The organism is Pseudomonas sp. I8001 (genome assembly GCF_013385345.1).
Taxonomy (GTDB): Bacteria; Pseudomonadota; Gammaproteobacteria; order Pseudomonadales; family Pseudomonadaceae; genus Aquipseudomonas.
This window is the reverse complement of sequence record NZ_JACAQC010000027.1, coordinates 38,742-58,150: the sequence shown is the minus strand read 5'-3', so window position 1 is coordinate 58,150 and position 19,409 is coordinate 38,742. Positions and strand designations below refer to the sequence as shown.

Annotated in this window: 8 protein-coding genes; all 8 read right to left on the bottom strand. The window is 61.7% G+C overall.

Annotated features, from left to right (window positions below):
• Positions 1–4: 4 nt before the first annotated feature.
• On the bottom strand, positions 5–8,389 hold the full coding sequence (locus HX839_RS19270; RefSeq protein ID WP_102367863.1) for a DUF637 domain-containing protein: 8,385 nt from the start codon (positions 8,387–8,389) through the stop codon (positions 5–7).
• Between the two features lie 31 nt (positions 8,390–8,420).
• Positions 8,421–10,142: a ShlB/FhaC/HecB family hemolysin secretion/activation protein gene (locus HX839_RS19265; RefSeq protein WP_102367862.1), complete on the bottom strand. Its 1,722-nt coding sequence runs from the start codon at positions 10,140–10,142 to the stop codon at positions 8,421–8,423.
• A gap of 321 nt (positions 10,143–10,463) precedes the next feature.
• On the bottom strand, positions 10,464–10,946 hold the full coding sequence (gene pgaD / locus HX839_RS19260) for a poly-beta-1,6-N-acetyl-D-glucosamine biosynthesis protein PgaD (RefSeq protein WP_177067552.1): 483 nt from the start codon (positions 10,944–10,946) through the stop codon (positions 10,464–10,466).
• Complete coding sequence (pgaC, locus tag HX839_RS19255) at positions 10,943–12,289, bottom strand: poly-beta-1,6-N-acetyl-D-glucosamine synthase (RefSeq protein WP_003218180.1); 1,347 nt, start codon at positions 12,287–12,289, stop codon at positions 10,943–10,945. Before pgaC ends, pgaD begins: the two co-directional genes overlap by 4 nt.
• Before the next feature lie 3 nt (positions 12,290–12,292).
• On the bottom strand, positions 12,293–14,290 hold the full coding sequence (gene pgaB / locus HX839_RS19250) for a poly-beta-1,6-N-acetyl-D-glucosamine N-deacetylase PgaB (RefSeq protein ID WP_102367860.1): 1,998 nt from the start codon (positions 14,288–14,290) through the stop codon (positions 12,293–12,295).
• 12 nt (positions 14,291–14,302) lie between these two features.
• Positions 14,303–16,756 carry a poly-beta-1,6 N-acetyl-D-glucosamine export porin PgaA gene (gene pgaA, locus HX839_RS19245; protein WP_177022636.1) on the bottom strand — a complete coding sequence of 818 codons (2,454 nt, stop codon included), beginning with the start codon at positions 16,754–16,756 and terminating at the stop codon, positions 14,303–14,305.
• A gap of 181 nt (positions 16,757–16,937) precedes the next feature.
• The gene (locus HX839_RS19240) at positions 16,938–18,434 is read right to left on the bottom strand and encodes a YdgA family protein (RefSeq protein WP_087693604.1); all 1,497 of its coding nucleotides are present in this window, start codon (positions 18,432–18,434) and stop codon (positions 16,938–16,940) included.
• Between the two features lie 266 nt (positions 18,435–18,700).
• On the bottom strand, positions 18,701–19,333 hold the full coding sequence (locus HX839_RS19235) for a hypothetical protein (RefSeq protein WP_003218188.1): 633 nt from the start codon (positions 19,331–19,333) through the stop codon (positions 18,701–18,703).
• Positions 19,334–19,409 lie beyond the last annotated feature (76 nt).

Genomic DNA, 19,409 nt, shown 5'->3' with positions numbered 1-19,409 from the left:
CTAATTACTCCCCGCTCCGAGCCCGCAACTTCCAATAATCCGACTGATAAGAGTTAAACTCTTTAGCCTGCTTTGTCAATGTTTTTGCATTCAAATCCGTAGGAACTGAAACATAGTCAGTCGTAGGGTTTCTGTATTCTGCAGAGTCTTTGTAACGAGTATACCTAAAGCTTTGAGCGGCATTGGATGGGACATGAAGAACACTGCTATTCTGGCTATGGAAAACAGAACCAACTTCTGCAAGTGAACCACGAGTACCAGCGAATCCATTAACTTCAGTTTGCGAGAGATGATGTAACTCAACTGATTTCCCATCATACCCAATTGGTGCTCGACCCGAGGCCATCCTCTCAAGGTTTGAGCCTTCAACAGTTTTACCTCGTACTCTCCAGGTCGATAGGGCCTCTGGGTCAAAGAGGTCGTTACGTTGATAAACAGTCCTATCTAGAACTGTTGTTTTATTCCAAAAAACATCAACTTTAGGCGTCGTACTTGCAACATTACTACCCGCCGTCGTGCCCGTACCAGCAGAACCTAGCCCTTTTGCACCACTGGCAAGCTCTCCAGCTAACTTACCATTAAAGTATTTACTCGCGCCGCCAAACAGAGCCGCCTGAGCTGCGGATTTCGCCGTGCTCCATGCCAGGTCAGACGTTACGCTCGACTCTCCTGGAAAGGTTTCCGGAAAGAAAGAAGCTAGCACTCGGTCGGGCTCATTGGATTTAAAATCCGCCGTAATCCGGCTAGCAGAATCCCATGCCCCCACCATCGAGGTGGTGCCAAGCGCTCCTAAGCCGATGGGTAAGGCACAGGTAACAACGCCAACACATGCGGGTGACGACATCACCATCCCGGTATATGCAGTAGCCCCTCCGACTAGGCCAAGGGCAGTGTCTTTGCTTGCTCCAACGACCTGCACCGCCTTGCCGTGAGCATTGAGCGTATCGTCGCTCCAATCCTGCCAACTACGGCCACCAAACTGGCCGGTCGCCTCAAGTAACGCGATCTCCTCACTAAAAGTGGCGCCGCGATCCTGAAGTGCCTTGAAGTCCTTATAGGTTTCATCGTTGGTCGGGATCGACTCTGCGCAACTAACCAAAGCGCAGGCCGCCGCATTCAAACGATCAGCCTTTTCCGGATGGAACCGTCGCTGTTCATCCAACGCATCGGCTTGAGACTTGTGAAGCTGGTGGTTGTACTGCGTGGCATTTTTCGCCACCCAGCCACCCTTCTCCAATTTGCTAGCATCTGCATCTTTTTGTGTGGCCGCAGCTAAAACACCGACCAGTTGAGAACTCATGGACAACAATGTCTTGTCGCCCTTCACGATGTCGTTAAGCTGTACGACCAGTGCCTCATTGGCGCCGGCTGCCAATGCGCCTGTACGGAAATCTCCACCCGTTGCTTCGGCCAAGAGGCCACCGACCATCGCATGAATCGCGATCTTGGGAATTGAACCGTTTTCGATGTTCCACTTTTTCGTGTAGTCGCCGACGGCATTGAAGCTGGCCGCTGCCAGGGTATTGAATAGCGCAGTTTTCAGCGCCTCACTCCCACTGCCGCCCTGCCCCAATGCTTTACTCAACAGCGTTGAAGTACCGCCTTGCAATGTCTGGTTCGCGGCAAACTGCCCTACACCAGTCCATGTGTTGAGCTGTGGCCCCGTTATTTGCTTAGTCGCCTGATCAGTATGAGTTCCGGTCCAGCCATCAAAATAAGCTGCGGTCAATCCAGCGGTCACACCGGAAATCGTATACCCCTTCAAAGCATCCGAAGAGGTGACATCCTTGAACACCGCCCCTAAGTTGCCACGATTATTAACGACACTAACCGTCGCATTGGTCGCAGCGCCTGCCGCTACGGCTCCCGCACCTGCCGCGACAGCGACGCCTGCTCCAGCACCTGCAGCCGCAGTCATTGCCAACGGCCCGACAAATGCGGCCATCAGAATTGCTATTACAATCTGCGAGCCCGCACCTAAACCGGAGTTACTGTATTTGAAGCTATCGTGGATCTCTTTGACTTGGCGCCAGTCCACGTCACCGCGCTTTTCAGCATCCTTGAGCCAAGCCAGATTCGGATCGGCTTTGACCATGGTATCGATGGTCTGACTAACGGTTTGCTGATCGATCTGCCTGACATCAATCTTCAATCCGTCGACAGCTTTGATAACGACCTGCCCTTGAGCGATCATTTCACTCTGGCGCAGCGTTTCGTCAGTGTTGCCTTTACCTTTGGCGCTGAACCAAGCGAGGTCACCCTTGCTCTTGGTATGGCTCTCGTCATGAAGGTCTTTGACGCCTTCAAAGACGATGGCCCCGCCACTGTTAAGAATGATGTCATTACCACTATCAAGCTTCGCGACCTGGTAACGCTGGTCACCTTCGCTGATCAACGTGAGGTTGCCGCCAGTCTTGATCTCGGTCCCAACGTTCGTGGTGCGGGTTACTTCGTCTCGCTGCTCTTTCTTCGCGCCCCAGCCACCGTTCTCCTTCATGTCATACAACGTATGAGTACTGTTCTGCGCCGCCAGCAAATTCAACTTATCCCCGCTATACAGATAAGCCTCATTCCCCGCACTGATCTTGCTCGCCACCAGCGTGGTGTCGCGCCCGGCCTGGCTCGTAAAGTCCCTGCCCGCCGTCAGCACACTGGCTAACTGCGTGGTCTGCTCATCCGCGGTCTTAATGCGTTTCTTGCCGTCTTTTTCCTTGCCTTCGACGTTGTGCACATCGCTGACAGACGCCACGTTGAAATCGCGCCCGGCCTGAATGTTCAGGTCCTTACCCGCGGTGGCGTTGCTGCCGATGATGTTGACGTCTTGCCCCGCCACCATGCTCAGGTTGCCACCGGCCGTGACCGTGGCCGCTTGGTTTTTCACGTCGGTGGTGATGCTGGATTTGTGCCCGCCGTCGCTGAAGGCGTGGATCTCGCTGGTGTCGCTGACGGCGATCAGGTTGAGGTCGCGCCCGGCTTTCAGGTCGGCATCGCCGCCGGCGGTGAGTGCACCGTGGTTGGTGAGGTCGCGGCCAGCGTCGATGGCCAGGTTTTCGCGGGCGGTGATGGTGCCGGCGCTGCTGTCGGTGAGGGTGCGCATGCCGGCACCCTGGCGCACCTGGATGGCGGTGTTGTCGTTGGTGATGTCGCCCTTCAGGGTGGTGAGGCTGACCTGGGTGCCGCGTATCTCGCCAGCCATGGAATTGCGGATGCTGTCCTGGGCCAGCAGGCTGAGGTTGTTGCCGGCCTCGATCAGGCCGCCGGTGTAGAGGCTGCCGCTGCTGGCCACTGAGAGGTTGTTGCTGGCGCGCAGGGTGCCGACGTTGATCAGGTCGCCGCCGGTCATCAGGTTGAGGTCGCGGCCCTGGATCAGGCTGTTGCCGCGCACGTTGCGGGAGTCGGCCTGGGCCAGGTAGAGCACCGGCACGAGCACGGTCTGGCCGTCGACCACGCGGTTTTCCATCCACACGATGTCGTGGGTCAGGGCGCCGACTTGCTGGTCAGTGAGGGATACGCCGACGCTCAGGCGCAAGGCGTCCTTGCTGGCCAGGGCGTTGTCCATCAGGTAGCGGAACTGGTCGTAGTCGCTGGTCAGGCCACCGGCGAGGAAGCGTTGCCCGGTTTGCGCCAGCACCGCATCGCGGATCAGCCGTGACTCGTATTGCCCGTCACCCAGGCGACGCCAGGCGTTGTCGGGGCTGTAGCCGAGCTTGCCGAGCATGTAGTCGGAGCTGAAGAAGCCCGCCACAGTGGTGAGGTTCGGGTTGGTCTCGATCAGGTAGTGACTGGTGGGGTCGGCGTTTTTGATGAACAGGCCGTAGTCGCCCTTGGGCAACTGGAAGCCGGGCGCGGTGGTGGGGTCGACCGGGGTGAAGGACTCGCCGGTGTAGTCCACGGGTACGTAGCGGCCGTCGGGCGCGATGCTGGTCACCGGCAATACGCTGCTCGGCGCCTGGGCGGTGGCGTCGTTGACGTGCTTGCTCAGGTTGATGTTGATGCCGCCGACGGGGATGCCGGTCTGGTCGTCACCGAGGGTGCCGGTCAGTTGCTCCAGGGTGTTGGTGTGCAACGTGCCATTTTGCAGGGTGCGCGCAACGTTGAGGTTGACCGCGCCACCGGCCTGTATCGTCGCGGTGTAGCCTGGGCCGCCGTTGTCGGTCCAGGTGGTGACGTTGCTTTGCTCGGAGAAACGCCAGTCGCTCGACCGGGCCTTGAGCACCTCAAAGCGTGCTTCATCGAAATTACCCGCTGCCACTGCTGCGTTGAAGGCGGGTACGTCGATGTATTCCATCCGGTCCCACTCATCGGTGTCGATGCGCTGCGGGGTGCCGATGACGATGGTGTTCTGCCCGGTGCGAGTCGCGGCGCCCTGGTTGAGCAGGTCGTTGGCGGTGATGCTCAGGTTGCCATTCGCCGCCAGCAGGCTATAGCGGTTCTGGACGTTGTCGCCCTGGATCAGCAGGTCTTTGCCCGCCACCAGGCGCGCAGAGGCCGAGTCCTTGATCGCGGATTCAAGGTAGGTCTGGTTGATGGTGATTTGACCGCGCTTGAACGAGTCGTGCCCGCCGCAGTGCTGGCCGCACTGCCAATTGAGGCTGCCGGTGGTGATGGTCTGGCCCAACTCGAATTCAGCCTTGGCGTTTTCCACATTCCGCGCACTGATGCCGATATTGCCTTCGCTTTCAACCGTACCGGAAAGGTTGCTGAAGCCCGCCGCCATGCCGCCATCGAGCGCCGCGAAACTCAGGTTGCCCTTGCTGTAGACGTCGCCGTACAGGTTGCTGAAGCTGTTCCCGCGCAGGGTCAGATCGCCGCCGCTGAACAGCAGCGTGTCGGCGCTATTGCTGATGCCATTGCTGGCGCTGAGGTTGACGTTGCCTTGTGAACCGAGGGTGCCGCGGTTGTTGATGTGTGCGGCGGCAATGTCGAGTTGCTGGCGTGCGGTGAGGTAGCCGAGGTTATCCAGCGTACCGCCCAGGGTGATGCGGGTGGTGGTGCCGCCGGCCAAACGCCCGCCGTTCTGGCTGAGGTTGTTGGCGACCACGCTCAGTTTTTGCTGGGCCGAAAGGCGGCCACTGTTGGTCATGTCGCCGGTCAGGTTGACACTCAGGTCACCGTCGCTGAGCAACTCGCCCGCGTTATCCAGGCTGGCGATATCCAGGGTCAGACCCTTGGCGCTGGCCAGGCGGTCGCCGGCCTTGAGGCTCAGGCCCTGGGTGCTGGTGTAGTGCAAGGCTTCATTGAGTTGCACACGGCCGAGGCCATCGACCCGGCCGAACGACCAGTCGGCGGTGCCCAGGCCATTGATGCTGCCCTGGCTGCCGCTGAGGCTGCTGGTATTGAGGCTGAACACGCCGGTGCCAGCGTGCTGCAGTTGCCCGGCCTGGTTATTCAGATGCCCGGCGCTGAGGCTGAAGGCCTGGCTGCCGAATTCAAGAATGCCGTTCTGGTTATTCAGTTGGTCGGTGACCGTCAGCGTGCTGCTGGCGCCTTCCATCGCCCGCAGTTGGCCGCCCGCGCTGTTGTCGAGGTTGCCGCCATTGAAGGTCAGGCCCTGGTTGGACTCAATCAGGCCGCCTTGGTTGGTCAGTTGGGTACGCGAGGTCAGGCTGAGCTGATTGCCGCTGATCTGGCCGTTGGCGCTGTTGTCCAGGGTGGCGCCGGAGACGGTGACGTGCTCCTTGCCGAACAGTTTGCCGCCCCGGTTGGTCAAGGCCTCGACCGTCAGTTGCAGGTCGCTCTTCAAGGCGGTCAACGCGCCGGCCTTGGTACCGTCTTGGCTGTTGTCGACGCTGTCGGCTGTCACCGTCAAGCTGTCGCCTTGCACGGTGCCGCCCTGGTTGTTCAAGGTGCCCAGCGTCAGGTCGACCGCCGCACCACCGCTGAGGATCATGCCCTGGCGATTGCTCAGGTCCTGGCCGCGGTAGCTCACGCCCTGATTGCCGGCCAGGAGTTGGCCCTGGTCGTTGTCGAGGGTTTGCGCCGCGATATCCAGGCGCTTGCCCCGCAAGGTGCCGCCCTGGTTGTCGAGGGTGGTCAAGGCCTTGACCAGCACACTGCGTTCGGCGGCGTCGATCACGCCGTTGGTGTTGGTCAGCAGGTTGCTGATGTTGAGGGTGATGTCGCCGTCATTGCTGACCAGCGCGCCCTTGCTGCTGTTGTCGAGGTCTTGCGCGGTGACAGTGAGGGCCTTGCCGAGCAGGATCCCGGCGCTGTTGCCCAGGCGCTTGCCGGTCAGCAGCAGGTCACCCTCACTTTGAATACGGCCCTGGGTGTTGAGCAATTGGTCGTTCAGCACCACGCTCACACCCGGCACACCACCGGCCAGCAACCCGGCACTGCGGTTGTCGAGGCTGCCGGCGCGGACGTCCAGTTGGTCACCGACGATACGCCCGGCGCGGTTGTCGATCTGCCCGCTTCGCGCATCCAGCAGCAACTGCTTGCCGATGATGGCGCCGCCCTGGTTATCCAGGCTCGCGGCGTGCAGTTCGATGTCGCCCTGGGCGGCCTGCAAGTGACCTTTGGCGTTGTTCAACTGTTGGGCGACGGTCAAGGTCAACTTGCCGGCATCCGCGCTGAGTACACCTGCGTCGTTGTTGCTGAGGCTGCCGAGGGTAGCGGTGAGTTGACCACCCACCAGCTTGCCGTCCTGGTTGGCGACGTCACCGGCGCGCAGGTTCAAGTCAGTGCCAGCCTGGGCATGACCCTGGCTGTTGTTGAAGGTGTTGGTGACGGTGAGGTTGAGCGCGCCTTTCTCGGCACTGATCAAGCCCTTGGCACTGTTGTCGAGGCGGGCGGCGTTGACCGTCACGGCGTCGGCAACCAGGAAACCGTTCTGGTTGTTGATTGTGTCCGCTGTTACACCGAGGTTGCCCGCGACAATCTGCCCGCCGGTGTTATTCAGCGTGCCGCTGTTGAGCGTCAAGCTGCCGCCCGCGACCTGGATATGGCCCTGGCGGTTATCCAGCGAATCGGTTTGCAGCGTTGCCGCCTGATCGGCACCGAAGCGAATCAGCCCGCCGAGGTTGACGATGGCCGGCGCGTTGATCGCCAGCGCTTGCTCGCCATACACCCGCGCGGTGGCGCCCTGGTTGGTCAGTCTGGCACTGTTCAGCGTGACGGTTTTACCCTGGATCACTGCGCCCTGGTTGTTCAGTTCCCGGGTGGCCGTGGCGCTCAGCGAGCGGCTGGCCAGGACGTTGCCGCTGGTGTTCAGGGTTTGCGTATTCACCACCACATCGCCGGTAGCATTGCGGCTGTTATCGGCCTGCACGCCTGCTTCGATGATGCCCGGGTTGGTGACGGTGGTGGCGTTGAGTTCGATGCGTTGGCCAGCGGCCAGGCTCTTCTGGTTGACCAGTTCTTCAGCACTGCTCACCTGCACATTGCCGGCGGCGTAGACCTTGTCGGTCAGGTTCACGTTCTGCGCGGTGACCTTGAGGTTACCGGTGGTCGCCGTCTGCGCCATGCTCAGGCGCCCGTTGGCATCCAGCTGGATATCGCCGCCACTGGCGGCCAGCGTACCGTCGAGTTTCACCCCTACGCCGGCCTCGGTGCCCACCAGTTTGATCGCACCGGCGTACATGCCGCCCAATGCCGAGGAATCGATGGCCAGCTCGGGCTTTGCGCTGCCGTCATCGGCGCGCGCGGTGGCTTTCAGGCTTTTGGCATCGACGTCGTTACGCCCGGCAATGACGGTCAATTCTCGTGCGTTGATCTGCGCATTGATCTTGGCCGAGCGGGTGATGATTTCGAAGCGGTCGACGTTGCTGGCATTCAAGCCTTCGCCGTCAATGGTCACGGCGCCGCCGTCAACCTGGTAGCGCTGCAACTGGCCGCTGGCGTCGAGCACCGGTTTGCCGGTGGTGAGGGTCACGTTGGGGGTGTTGATAAAGCCGCAACCGCTGCACGTGACGCCGTACGGGTTGGCGACGATGACCTTGGCCGACTGGCCCGCCACTTCGGTGTAGCCGCGCAACTGGCTGGGGCTGCCGCCGTTGACTTCGTTGAGGATGACGCTGGCCGCGCCGCCCTTGAGGTTGGGGTTGCCGACGATGTAGCCACCCAGCTGGGTGTTCGTCATGGGGCCGTTGGCGTTGTTGAGGATCACGCCGTTGGGGCCGACGTTGTAGTCCTTGAATTGGTTATGGGACAAGCCACTGCCATTGGGGGTGGCGATGTTCACCACCGGTACGCCATTGCCGGCCTGGCCGACGGTGGTGCCCGGCGCGCTGACCACAATGCCTTCGGCCTGGGCCAGCAGCGGCTGCCAGAACAGCGCGTTGGCCAGGATCAGCACCAAACCGCGCTTGGGCAGGCCGAAGAACGAGTCTCGCGGTTTCAGCGCAGCAGAAGGTTGGCGGGCCAGGAAGGCAAAGTGGCGAACATCCATTGTCATATTCTCGATGTAACGGGGCGTTGAATTACAGGAAGAAATCCATGCGGAAGTAGATCGGCGCTTCGCGCTCGCTCATCACTGCCGGGCGTTCCAGGGAATGGGCAAAGGTCACGCTGGTGCTGACGTATTTGCCACGGGCGAACAGCTCCAACGAGTTGCTCGAGACCCGGCCATGCACGTTGTCGTTGTAGCGGCCATTGCTGATCACACCCTGGTCGTAGCCGACGCTGGCGCCGTATTCGGCAAAGGCCGGGCGCATCCAGTCCCAGGTCACCGGGCGCGCCCAGCGCACGTCGTTGCGCCAGTAGCCGCCGCTGTCGCCGGTGAGCTGCTGGTCTTTGAAACCGCGCACCGAGGCCGAGCCGCCGAGGCTCATGCGTTGGGGGCTGAACAGAATGTCTTCACTGCGTTGGCCGGTGGCCAGGCTGGAGAAACTGAACGACTCACCCCATAGCGTGAACGGCTGCAAGTAGCTGACGGTGGCGGTGTATTTGCGGTAGCGCGCGTTGGGCAGGCGATTGCCGTACTGATCGCGCTCGTTTTCAGCTTGGGCATCGAAGGCGCCGATGCCGTTCTGCATGCCCAAGTCGAGGTTGACGAAGGCATTGCCGATGCGGCGGCCGTGGTTGATGCCCAGTTGCAGCTCGCTGAGGCGGTTGCTGCTGGTTTCGAGGTGAGCGTCGTTGATGTAGTTGTTGGTGCGCAAATGGGCCAGGCCGACGTTGACCGAGGTCTTGCTGACGTCGTCGCGATGGATCACGCGCTCGGCGCGCAGTTGATGGTTTTCGTTGTCGCCGTTCTGCTTGAATTTGTAGTCGTCGGTCACGCCGTAAGTGCGGTAATCACTCTCGCTGTAGGTGTAGCTGAAGTTCCACCAGCCCCACGGCACGTTGTAATACAGCATGCTGTTTTTCGAGGTTTTCTGGTGGTCGCTGACGGCATCGTGGCCGCCGCGCAACACCAACTGGTCGGCCAGGCCCAGCGGGCTGTCCCACTCAAGGCCGGCGCCCCACTGCTGTTCGCCGGTGCTTTTCTGCCCGTCGTTGTTGCGCGACAGGCTGGCGCGCCAGGGCTTTTGCGGGACGTTCTTGACCTGCACTTCACTGCCGCCCACCTGGCTGCCGGGGGTCAGTTCCATTTGCGCCTGCTTGGACGGCAAGCGATTCAACTGGTCCACCAACTGCTCGATTTCCCGCAGGTTGAGCTGCTCGCCGACCTTGCCGGGGAAGGCCATGGCCAGCTCGCGCGGGGACAGGTTGCTGCCGTCGGCGCCCTTCAAGCCTTCGAGCTTGCCTTCCACCACCAACACCTGGAGGTGGCCGGTGGAAAGGTCCTGCTGCGGCAAGTAAGCACGGCTGGTAACCATGCCTTTGTCGATGTAGTAGTCGGTGATCGACTTGAGCACTTGGTTGAGCTGGGAGACGCCCAGGCACTGGCCGATATACGGCTTGAGCAGGCGCTCGCGGTCCGGTGCAGGCAGGCTGTCGGCACCCTTGAGTTCGATGTCTTTGATCGGGAAGCAACGGGTGTCGGCCGGGGTGGCAGGCGCTTCGGGCTTGGCTTCTTTGCCGGGCAGTTCCTTGAGGTCTTCAAGGCGCCGGCGCTGTTCTTCCAGCAGACGGTTTTGCCGGTCGCGGATCAGGTCCTGATCGCCAGGCGTGGGCGCAGCCGTCGCACTATTGAGTGCGAAGCAAGTCAGCAGGCAAACGCCCAGCAGCAGCCGAGTCCGTGGCAATAATAAAGACATGTTCGATCCGTCGAAAAAGCGGGGGCCGGCAAACTAACATCGAACTTCCGGTGGGCCAAGATTCTGGCTTAGTGGGAAGTTATGTTTAACAGGCATATAAGTTGCTGATTATTAACAATAAATAAATCATGCAACGTTTAATTGCTTGCAATTGGAATTTTTATTCCGACAAGCGGTAACAGTTTTGATACACCTCCAATGGTGGCGCTTACAATTGCCATTACTTGGCCATCAATGCGGTATCAAGACTGGTTAGTAGCCAAAAGATGAGAAAAGTTCGCGGTTATTTTGTGAATTGGATCCCATTTTTCGATATCCCGGTTAACCAATCTCCTTGGTCCGCTCCTGCCCCGCCACCAACTTCAACCCTGGCCGCTCCACATGCCGGGACACATGGGCTGTCACTTCCTGCACACCCCCTTCGTGGTCGTTATGAATCACCAGCACACCCGGGCGACGCAGTTGTTCCAGGTCGCCTTCCCCCAGGCTGAAACTGTCGCTCAAGCGCTGGTCGCTCAAGGCCTTGGCCGCCGAGCGCCGCTGGGCAAAGTGCTTGCCACGTCGCTGCTGGTAGCGTGCCCAACTGATCAGCACGACTGCGTTGAACACGGCAATCCACAGGTAGATCTGCAAGGTATCCAGCGCCGCGAAAATCGGCGCATCGATCCGCGGGCCGCCGTGGCTGTCGAGCATCGGCACCAGCCCGCGCACCAGCAGGATGATCAGCCCGGCCCAGGCCAGCAGGGTCAGGAATACGTCGATGGCCCACATCACCGGGCGCTGTTGGGTTCGGATCAGGTTCATGGCTGCACATCCGTAGTGGGGGCTTTGATACCGCGATCCGGGCTGACCCAGCGCGCGCGTTTCTGGTGTTGGCGGAACAACACTTTGGGGAAGCTGACCAGGGTGGTGAACAGGCTCACCAGCCAGAACACCAACGGGTACCAGACGGTCCAGAACAGGGTTTTCCACAGGCCCTTTTCATAGCGCCGGTCGATCATGATGCTCACCGCGAACTGCACCAGGCACACCACCGCCAGCAGCAGGCCGGTGAAGGCCGGCGGCATCAGCGAGTCGACGGCGATGGCGGCAGGCAGCGTCACCACCTTGCCCACGGCCCAGAAAATCACCGAGAGCAAAAAGGTGAAGGCCCAACCGGTGGACAGGCAGTACTCGAACAGCAGCGGCCACAGGTAGCGATGGCGCCATTGCCAGATGCCACGAATATTTTTGAACAGCACTTCAGCGCCGCCCTGGGCCCAGCGCAGGCGTTGCTTCCACAGGCCGCCGAGGGTTTCCGGCATCAGGATCCAGCACAGCGCGCGAGGCTCGTAGAAGATGCTCCAGTGGTCCAGTTGCAGCTTCCAGCTCACGTCGATGTCTTCGGTGATCATGTCGGTGCTCCAGTAGTCGACCCGGTCCAGGGCCGCCCGCCGAAACGCCACCACCACGCCGGAGACGGTGAAGATCCGCCCGAAGACCCGCTGGGTGCGCTTGATCAAGCCGATGATCGAAGAGAACTCGCCCACCTGCACCCGGCCGATCAAGGTGGAGCGCGTGCGAATCCGCGGGTTGCCGGTGACCGCCCCCAGGCGCGGGTTGTCGAGCATCGGCGCCACCAGGTACGCCGCGGTGTTCGGCGAGAGCAACGCATCGCCGTCGATGCACACCAGGTATTCGCTGCGCGCCGCCACTGCGCCCATGCGCAGGGCCACGGCCTTGCCCTGGTTTTGCGCCAGGTGCAGCACCCGCAGGCGCGGCTCTTTCAGGGCCAACGCATCGAGCACGGCGGCGGTGTTGTCGCTGGAGCCATCGTTGATCGCGATCACTTCGATGTTGCGGTATTGCTGGGCCAACGCGGCGCCGATGGTTTCGGCGGCGTTGTCGCCTTCGTTGTAGCAAGGGATCAGGATCGAGATCAGTGGCTCGCCGGCGAGTACCGGCGCCGGGGTGTCATCCGCCCACGGCCAGTGGCGCTCCCAGTGCAGCCAGAAGTACAGGCCGCCGGCGATCCACAAGCCGGACATGAACAGTGGATAGAAGAAGACGAAGTCCATCAGGAACTGCCCGGTGACCAGAAAGATCAGGCCCAGGGGCACACCCAATACCAGCGACAACACGATAAGCGCGAGGATTCTGTCAAACATGAGTCAAGGATTCCACTGGTTGGAAAGGGCCGGACGCACGGTTTTCAGATCCGGCGAATTCTCCAGGAAGTTGTCGGGGTAGTAGCCAAAACTGGTCACGCCCTGACGCTTGAGCACGCCCATCCACTCGGCCATTTGTGCACCGTCCAGATCGGGGGCGGCCGAGGTACGCCAGTCCTTGGCTTGCAACTCGAAGACTGTGCGTTGCAGCGCGCCGGGGCGGGCCTTGACGGTGGCCACGAGCTTTTCCAGCCAGGCGTTGGAGCCCTTGAGGTCCTGGCCTTCCATCAGCGGCATGGCCATCGGCGCAGTCCAGTCGTAGCTGGTGAGGAAGTCGTCGAGGTTCTGCGCGAACCAGGCTTCGCTGCCCGGGTTGAGCATCGGTTCGGCGAAGATATTGCGTGCAGTCTGCACCTGCGGGCCGCGCAGCTTGCGGACCTTGGCCGTCAGCTCATGGGTGAAGTCGATCAGGTAGCGGCTCTTGAAACGCGTCCAGCGGTGCATCACCGCAGGGTCGGCGCGCAGGGCTTCGATGGTGTCCGGCAGGCCATTGGCGGCGTAGGCCTTGAGCGCCAGCGGGCTGGCGTCTTCGAAGTCCGACAGCACCGCGTCGTCGTGGAACAGCACGCCGTCGATGGCACTGGTGCGCGCCAGGTCTTCGTAGATCTCACCGATGACCTGCCGCACTTTCGGATCGAACGGCGACAGGCGCTGGTACTGGTCCGGGTCGATGGCGACCTTGCCGGTTTGCGGGTCCCAACGGGTAACGCGGGGCAGCTTCGAATCGAGGGCGAAACTGAGCACCGGCATCCAGGCAAATACGTTCACGTGGGCCCGGGTGCGCAGTTGCCAGGTGACGCGGTTGAACAGGTCGGCGCGCACCGGCAAATGGCGGTTGGGGAAGTACAGCGAACGCACCAGGCCATCGCCCTTGGGGTCGGCGAAAGCCTGCAGGAACACGGTGCTGGCACCCATGTCGACCACGCGCTGGATCAGTTTGTCGAGGTTGCGCACCTGCTGTTCCGGGTCCGGGTCGTAGACGTTGTCCAGGTCCACATGCAGCACCCGCAGCGGGGCTTCAGTCTGGGTCGCGACGATGGCGTTGGCGTAGTGTTCGCCGTCCGGGTCGGAGGCCACCAGGAAGCGCGGGCTGCTCATCAGGTTGCCGAGGCTGTCGAGACCGTCTTCCAGGGTCAGGGCCATCTGGTAACCCTGCTCGCCCACCACCGCCAGCGAGGTGCCATCGGCAGCGCCGTAAGGCCACACCCACACGCGCGGCGCCTTGCCGGTGACGGCGCGGATCTTGTTGGAGATCGCCGTCACGTCGGTGCGCATCCGCGCCTGGAACTGGGCTTCGGTTTCGTAGCGATGGGTCGCCGGGTCAAAGCGTCGGGTGGTGGCGGCCGGTTGCAGGTTGCCTTGTGGGTTGGCCAGCACGCCCTTGTGGTTGGCGTCGGTGTGCGCGGCGATTTCCACCAGGCCGGACTGGGCGATTTCGCGCACCTGCTGCCAGGTCAGGAAGTCCGAACGCGGCCGAGGTGTACCGGCGAAATCCACCGGCTGGTTCAGCGGCGTATCCACCCACGAACCCACCGGCGCCAGCAGCGCGTGCCAGTTGTAGCTGCGCAGGATCGGCATCACACGGGTGTAGAAGCTCGCGTAGCCGTCATCGAAGCTGAGCATGATCGCCTTCGCCGGCAACTCCGGGCCGCCGTTGCGGGCCGCCAAAATCTGGTCGACGGTGACGGGCTGGTAGCCGTTTTCCCGCAGCCACGCCAACTGCTCGATCAAACGTTCGGTGCGCACGGCCACGACGGCCTGATCGGGGTCGCGGTCCTCGATGTCGTGGTAGGCGATACCGAGGAAATGGTTCTTCGGCCACGCCGCTTCGCTGGCAGGCTTGAGCCGCTCGGCGGGTGGAGTGAAAGGTGCGGGTTGCTGGGCGCAAGCGCTGCTCAGCATTAACCCCAGGGCCAACAGGCAACGGGACAAGACGGGCATGATCGGACTCTTCTAGAAGCGGTAGGTGAGGTCGACGATCAGGCGCAGGTCGCTTTCGCGCTCACCGTCATAAGGTCGGCTGATCCAGCTGAGGTTGGCGCCGGTTTCGAGCACGTCGTTCCAGCGAAACCGCTGGCCGTAGCCCACCAGTGCAACGCCGCCGGTACCGTAGTCGCGCTGGCTGTAGGTGCCCGCCCCCACCTGGAACTGCTGGCTCCACTGGGTTTCGTAGCGGTGGTAGAGCACGTGGTTGACGGTGGCCGTGGGCAGCACGCTGAAGTCCGAGCGCGGGTTGAAGTACGGCGTGTCTTCCTTGGTGTTGCGGCTGGTGCCGACTTCCAGGCCCAGGTCGACTTGCACCCCCGGCGAGCTGTACACGCCCTGGCGACCGGTGAGCAGCGCTTCAAGGCGGTTGTTGCCGTCGCTGAAGTGGGACGGGCTCAGGGCCAGTTTCCATTCGCGGCTTTCGTTGGCGCGCCAGCGGATAAACCCGCTGCCGCCGTTGGCAGTAATGTCGGCATTCAGTGCCCGCAGCGGGGTGCTCGCGGAGAGGTAATCGAGACTGCCGCCGTACTGCCATTGGTCATTGATGTCGCGGGCAATCGCGATGCGTGCGCCCTGCTTGTCGCCAAAGCCGTAGGAGTGGTTGGAGACCTCGGCTTCGAGGGTCATGTCGCGGGTGCGCCGCTCTACACCGAGGCGCTGCCAACGGTGTTGGCCGGTGCCTTCTTCGAAATCGGCGGTGGCGTAGCCGGCCCCGCCAAACACGCGCCAGTCTTCATCGATGGGCGGGCTGTAGAGCAAGGTTTCGATGCCGAAATCGCGGCTGCCGGACACCGCGCCCGCGCCGTTATCGCCGCCGCCGTTGCTTTTGCCGGTGTAGGCCTCGACGCGCAATTCGGCCATGTCGTGCACATCCCGCAGGCGGCTGAGGCGCTGTACCTGGCGGTTGTCCGGGGCGCGGTCGACCACGTCATCGGTGAGTGCATCGAGCTGACGCCATTCCTGCAGATCGAGGGCAGTGTGGCCTTGGGAAACCTCCAGGCCGATGTCGCGCGGGGCCTGGGCTTCGGTTTCCTTGAGGGTGTTTTCGGCGCGCCGTGGCCAGTCGCGGGCACGGTACATATCGGCCTGGGCCAGGCGCAGGCCGATATTGCCCGGGGCCTGTTGCACCAGGGCTTCCAGGCCTTTTTCGCTGGCGGGCAGGTCGGCGCCATAGGTGCCGGCCTGGGCGGCCAATTGTTGGGCGTCCATCCAGGCGTCGTTGGGGTTGCCGATGGGCAAGCCCTTGAGCTCGACCCGGGGTTTCTGGGTGCTCGCCAGGTTGTCGGCGACTTCGCGAGCTTCCACCACTTGATCGTTTTCGAGCAGGGCGTAGAACAGCGCGGTGCTGTCTTCGACGTGATCGCCGGCGTCCGCATCGCTTGCCGCCAGGGCCTGGCGATACAGCGGCGCGGCCTTTTCCGGCTGGCGCTGGTCGAGGTAGGCGGCAGCGACCCAGCGCAGGGCGTAGGTCGGCAGTTGCACGCCTTCGCCCTTCAGCACTTCGTAGTCGCGGATCACCTCGGCGGTGCGCGCCCGGGCTTTCAGCGCGCCCAGACGGTCGATGCGCCAGCGCACCACGTCGTCATGGGCGTTGGCATCCGGTGTCCAGGTGGTGAGCAGTTGGTCGTAATCCTTGAGGGCACGGTCGGCGATGACGTAGCGCTCTTTTTCACTGCGGGTCGCGAACTCGGCCATGCGCACGCGCTCGGCGGCCAGGTCGCCTTCGAGGCGGCGTTGGGTGACCGGGTCCAACAGGCCAGGGCGCCGGGCAGCGAGGCGCAAGGCCGGTTCCGGCAGGCGCGCACGTTGCAGGGCGACGATGTATTCGCGGGCGACTTCAGGTTTGTTGCCGGCACGCATGAACGCCTGGTCGAATTCGAACAGCGCGTCATAGGTAGAACCGGCACGGGTCAGTGCGTAACCCAGGGCCATGCGGCGGTCGGCGTCGTCGGGCTTGGCGGCCACCAGGGCGCGGGTGCGCTGCACCGCTTCAGCGGTCTGGCCGGCGTCCGCCTGGGTCAGGGCCAGGCCGAGTTGCAGGTCCGGGTTATTCGGCTCGCGCAGCAACGCCTGGCGATACACGGCAATCGCCGGTTCCCAACGCTGCTGGTTGCGATAGGTGCGGGCGACGGTGGCCAGCGCCTGGGTGGTGAGGGTGCGTGAGCGGCCCTGGGCCTCGTAGACCGTCAGCACCTCGGCGTCCTGGCGCGCCCAGCTGGCAATCAACAGGTGATCGCTGACCTGCCCCGGCGTCTGGCGCTCGGCGGGCATTTGGCGCAACAGGTTGAGGGCCGGACCATAGTTGCCACTGCGGGCCTGGTTGATCAGCGAATCATAGGCCGCATCGGCCGATGCCACGACGGGCCAGAGCAGTTGGCTGCACAGGGCCAGGCGGATAAACGGATGAATATTACGCGACATGTCGTCAGCTTCCTCACCAGGGAAAGCTGTAGCGATAAGTTCACCTGCACGACACTCCAGGCGGCCGGCATCTGATGACGCGGCCAAGCTTTCCCGGGGCGCAATATCCTTGAGGGGGGTACAAAAAAGGCCAATTCAGAACAATTGTTCAGAATTGGCCTACATCACTTTGAGCCGAATCTTATTGAGCGCCGCTGACCGCGCCGAACTTGCCCAGCACAAAACCAATGAATTGCTCGACGGTCATTTTCTGGCCGTTGAAGGTCACTTCATTGTTGGCGTAGTGCAGCTTGGACACGATATCGGTACCCACCAGGGTCGCCAGTTGAGTACCCACGGCCATGCCGCTGATCATCTCGCTGGCCATCTGGGATTGCTGCTCGATGGCTTTCGGGTCGGTCACACCACCGATCTGCGCCTGCAGGCCGGCAACGTCCTGGATCATCGGCTTGGACAGGGTCAGGTTGGCGTCCAGCAGCGCAACGATTTGCTTGCCCAGTTCAACCGGCGGCAGGTCCATGCTCGACGGCTTGGCGAAGTCCGCCACCAGGTTGAAGCGGCTCTCGCCATTGGTGGTTTTCAGCGACAGGTTTTCTACCGCCACTTGCGGCTTGGCAGCCAGCAGTTGGTCGACGTTGGCCTGGGCCAGGGTCTGCTCGGCTTCGGTCAGTTGCAACTCAGGCACGGGCTGGCCAGCAGCGGCAGCGGCCTGGGCCGGCTGTACTTTTTCCTGGTAGAGCTTGGTCAGTACCAGCATCGACGGGATGTCGACGTTCTTCATGCTGACGGCCATGGCCGCCGAACCCACTGGCTTGCCCTGGTAACCGATCTCGTCGATCTTGTAGTCGACGCGGCCGGCCAGGTTGTTGTCCTTGGTTTCGCTGCTGTCTTTCTGCTCAAAGTTCTTGAGAGTCAGCACTGCTTGCTGCGGGCCGAAGGTGACCTTGGTGTTGGTCAGCTCGACGGTGTTTTGCCCGGTGTAGAAACCGAAGGTGGTTTTTTCCAGGTTGCTGGCGATGGTCAGGCCGCTCAGCTCCGCATCCAGCTTGGCGTTGTTGGCATCGACAACCGAGACCTTGAGGCTGTCCATGTAGCCGCTGGCCTTGACCTTCTTGCCTTCGGCGGTGGAGTCGAAGTCGAGGTTGGCGCCGGAGAAGCTCACGGCCGACTTGTCGTCCTTGAGTTCCAGGGGCAGCAGTTCAACGTTGCCGGTCACCGAGCGGTCATAGCCGATGTTGGCCACGCCTTTGAGGGGCGACACGTCCTTGCTGGCAGCGAACCATTTTTCGGTGGTGGGGTTTTTCTCGAGTTCGTAGTGACTGGTGGCCATGACCGGCAGCCACTTCAGCGACACCAGGCGCGAGAACGGCAGCGGGCCGTGTTCGATATGGTCGACGAACAGCAGTTCGGTGTCCTGATGATTTTCGCCGAACACCGCGCCCTGGGCCTTGAGGCGATAGTGGGCGGTGCTGCTGAACAGCTGGCGGTCGAGGGAGACCAGTTCGAGGGTCACAGTGCCGTCGACACCGGCCATGGAGGTCTGCAGTTCCTTGTTGGCGTCCTGGATGGCGGTTTGCAGCACCGGCTCCAGTTGCTTGCCGGTGTACCAGGCACCGCCTGCACTGATTGCACCAATGGCGACGACGATACCCAAGAGAACGACTGCTGGCTTATTCATGTAGTGACCTGATCAAATCCTGTGAAGTGGGCTGTCTTCCCTGAACCCCGAAGGGTGTCGGCTCAAGCCCGCCGAAATCCGGGGAAGATTAGCATTGGCTGGCGTATGCAGCCCAATTTTTCAATAGGCGCAGACTTCAGAGCTGAACGGTAAAGTGCCTTCGCGAGCAAGCCCGCTCCCACATTCGACTGCATTCCAAAGATGGAACTCGATCGAATGTGGGAGCGGGCTTGCTCGCGAAGGCGTCAGTACAGACACCACAGATTTCAGGAATACTCGGTTTCGATCTCATCGAGTTGATGGTCGAAGCTTTTCAGGCGCGCCGTCCACGTATACACCAGCACCTCAAACTCACGGTGAATCACCGCATTGCCCGGCGTATCCGACTTGGGATCATAAAAATCCAGCTGGTAACGCTCTCGCGCCATCGCAGTGGCCACATCGGATAATTCCCGGGCGTTATTCAGCCAATGCCGTCCGTCGGCGACTTGCCGATCAAGCATCACGCATTGTTTTTTCAGGGCTTCGAGGCTTTTTTCCAGCGGTGTGCCGGTCAGTTCGCCCATGACTTCCTGGAAGGTGCGCCCCGGCTGCCAGTAGCTGCCCCAGAAGTAGCGGTCGAACACCGTCTCGACCCGGCGCAGGGCAACCTTGGTGTCCCAGATCGCCACGCGGGTCTTGCCTTGTTCGAGCAGTCTTCGCTTGATTCGCTGGCCCTGGTAGGAGGCCCAGGCCACCACGCCGATGGACAGCACCGCGATCAGCGCGCTGGCGCTGTCGAGGAACACCATGGCCTTGTCGATTTGATGGGCCAGCATGATGCCGTAGAAGTAAGTCGCCGATAGCAACACCAGTGCGAAGAACACGCACCAGAAAGCGGGAGCATAAGGGTTTTTCATTATTGGAATCCCCATGAGCAAACGCGAGCAGTGACCAGCGGACCATCACGTAAGTCCGCCTGTCAAAGCATAGCAA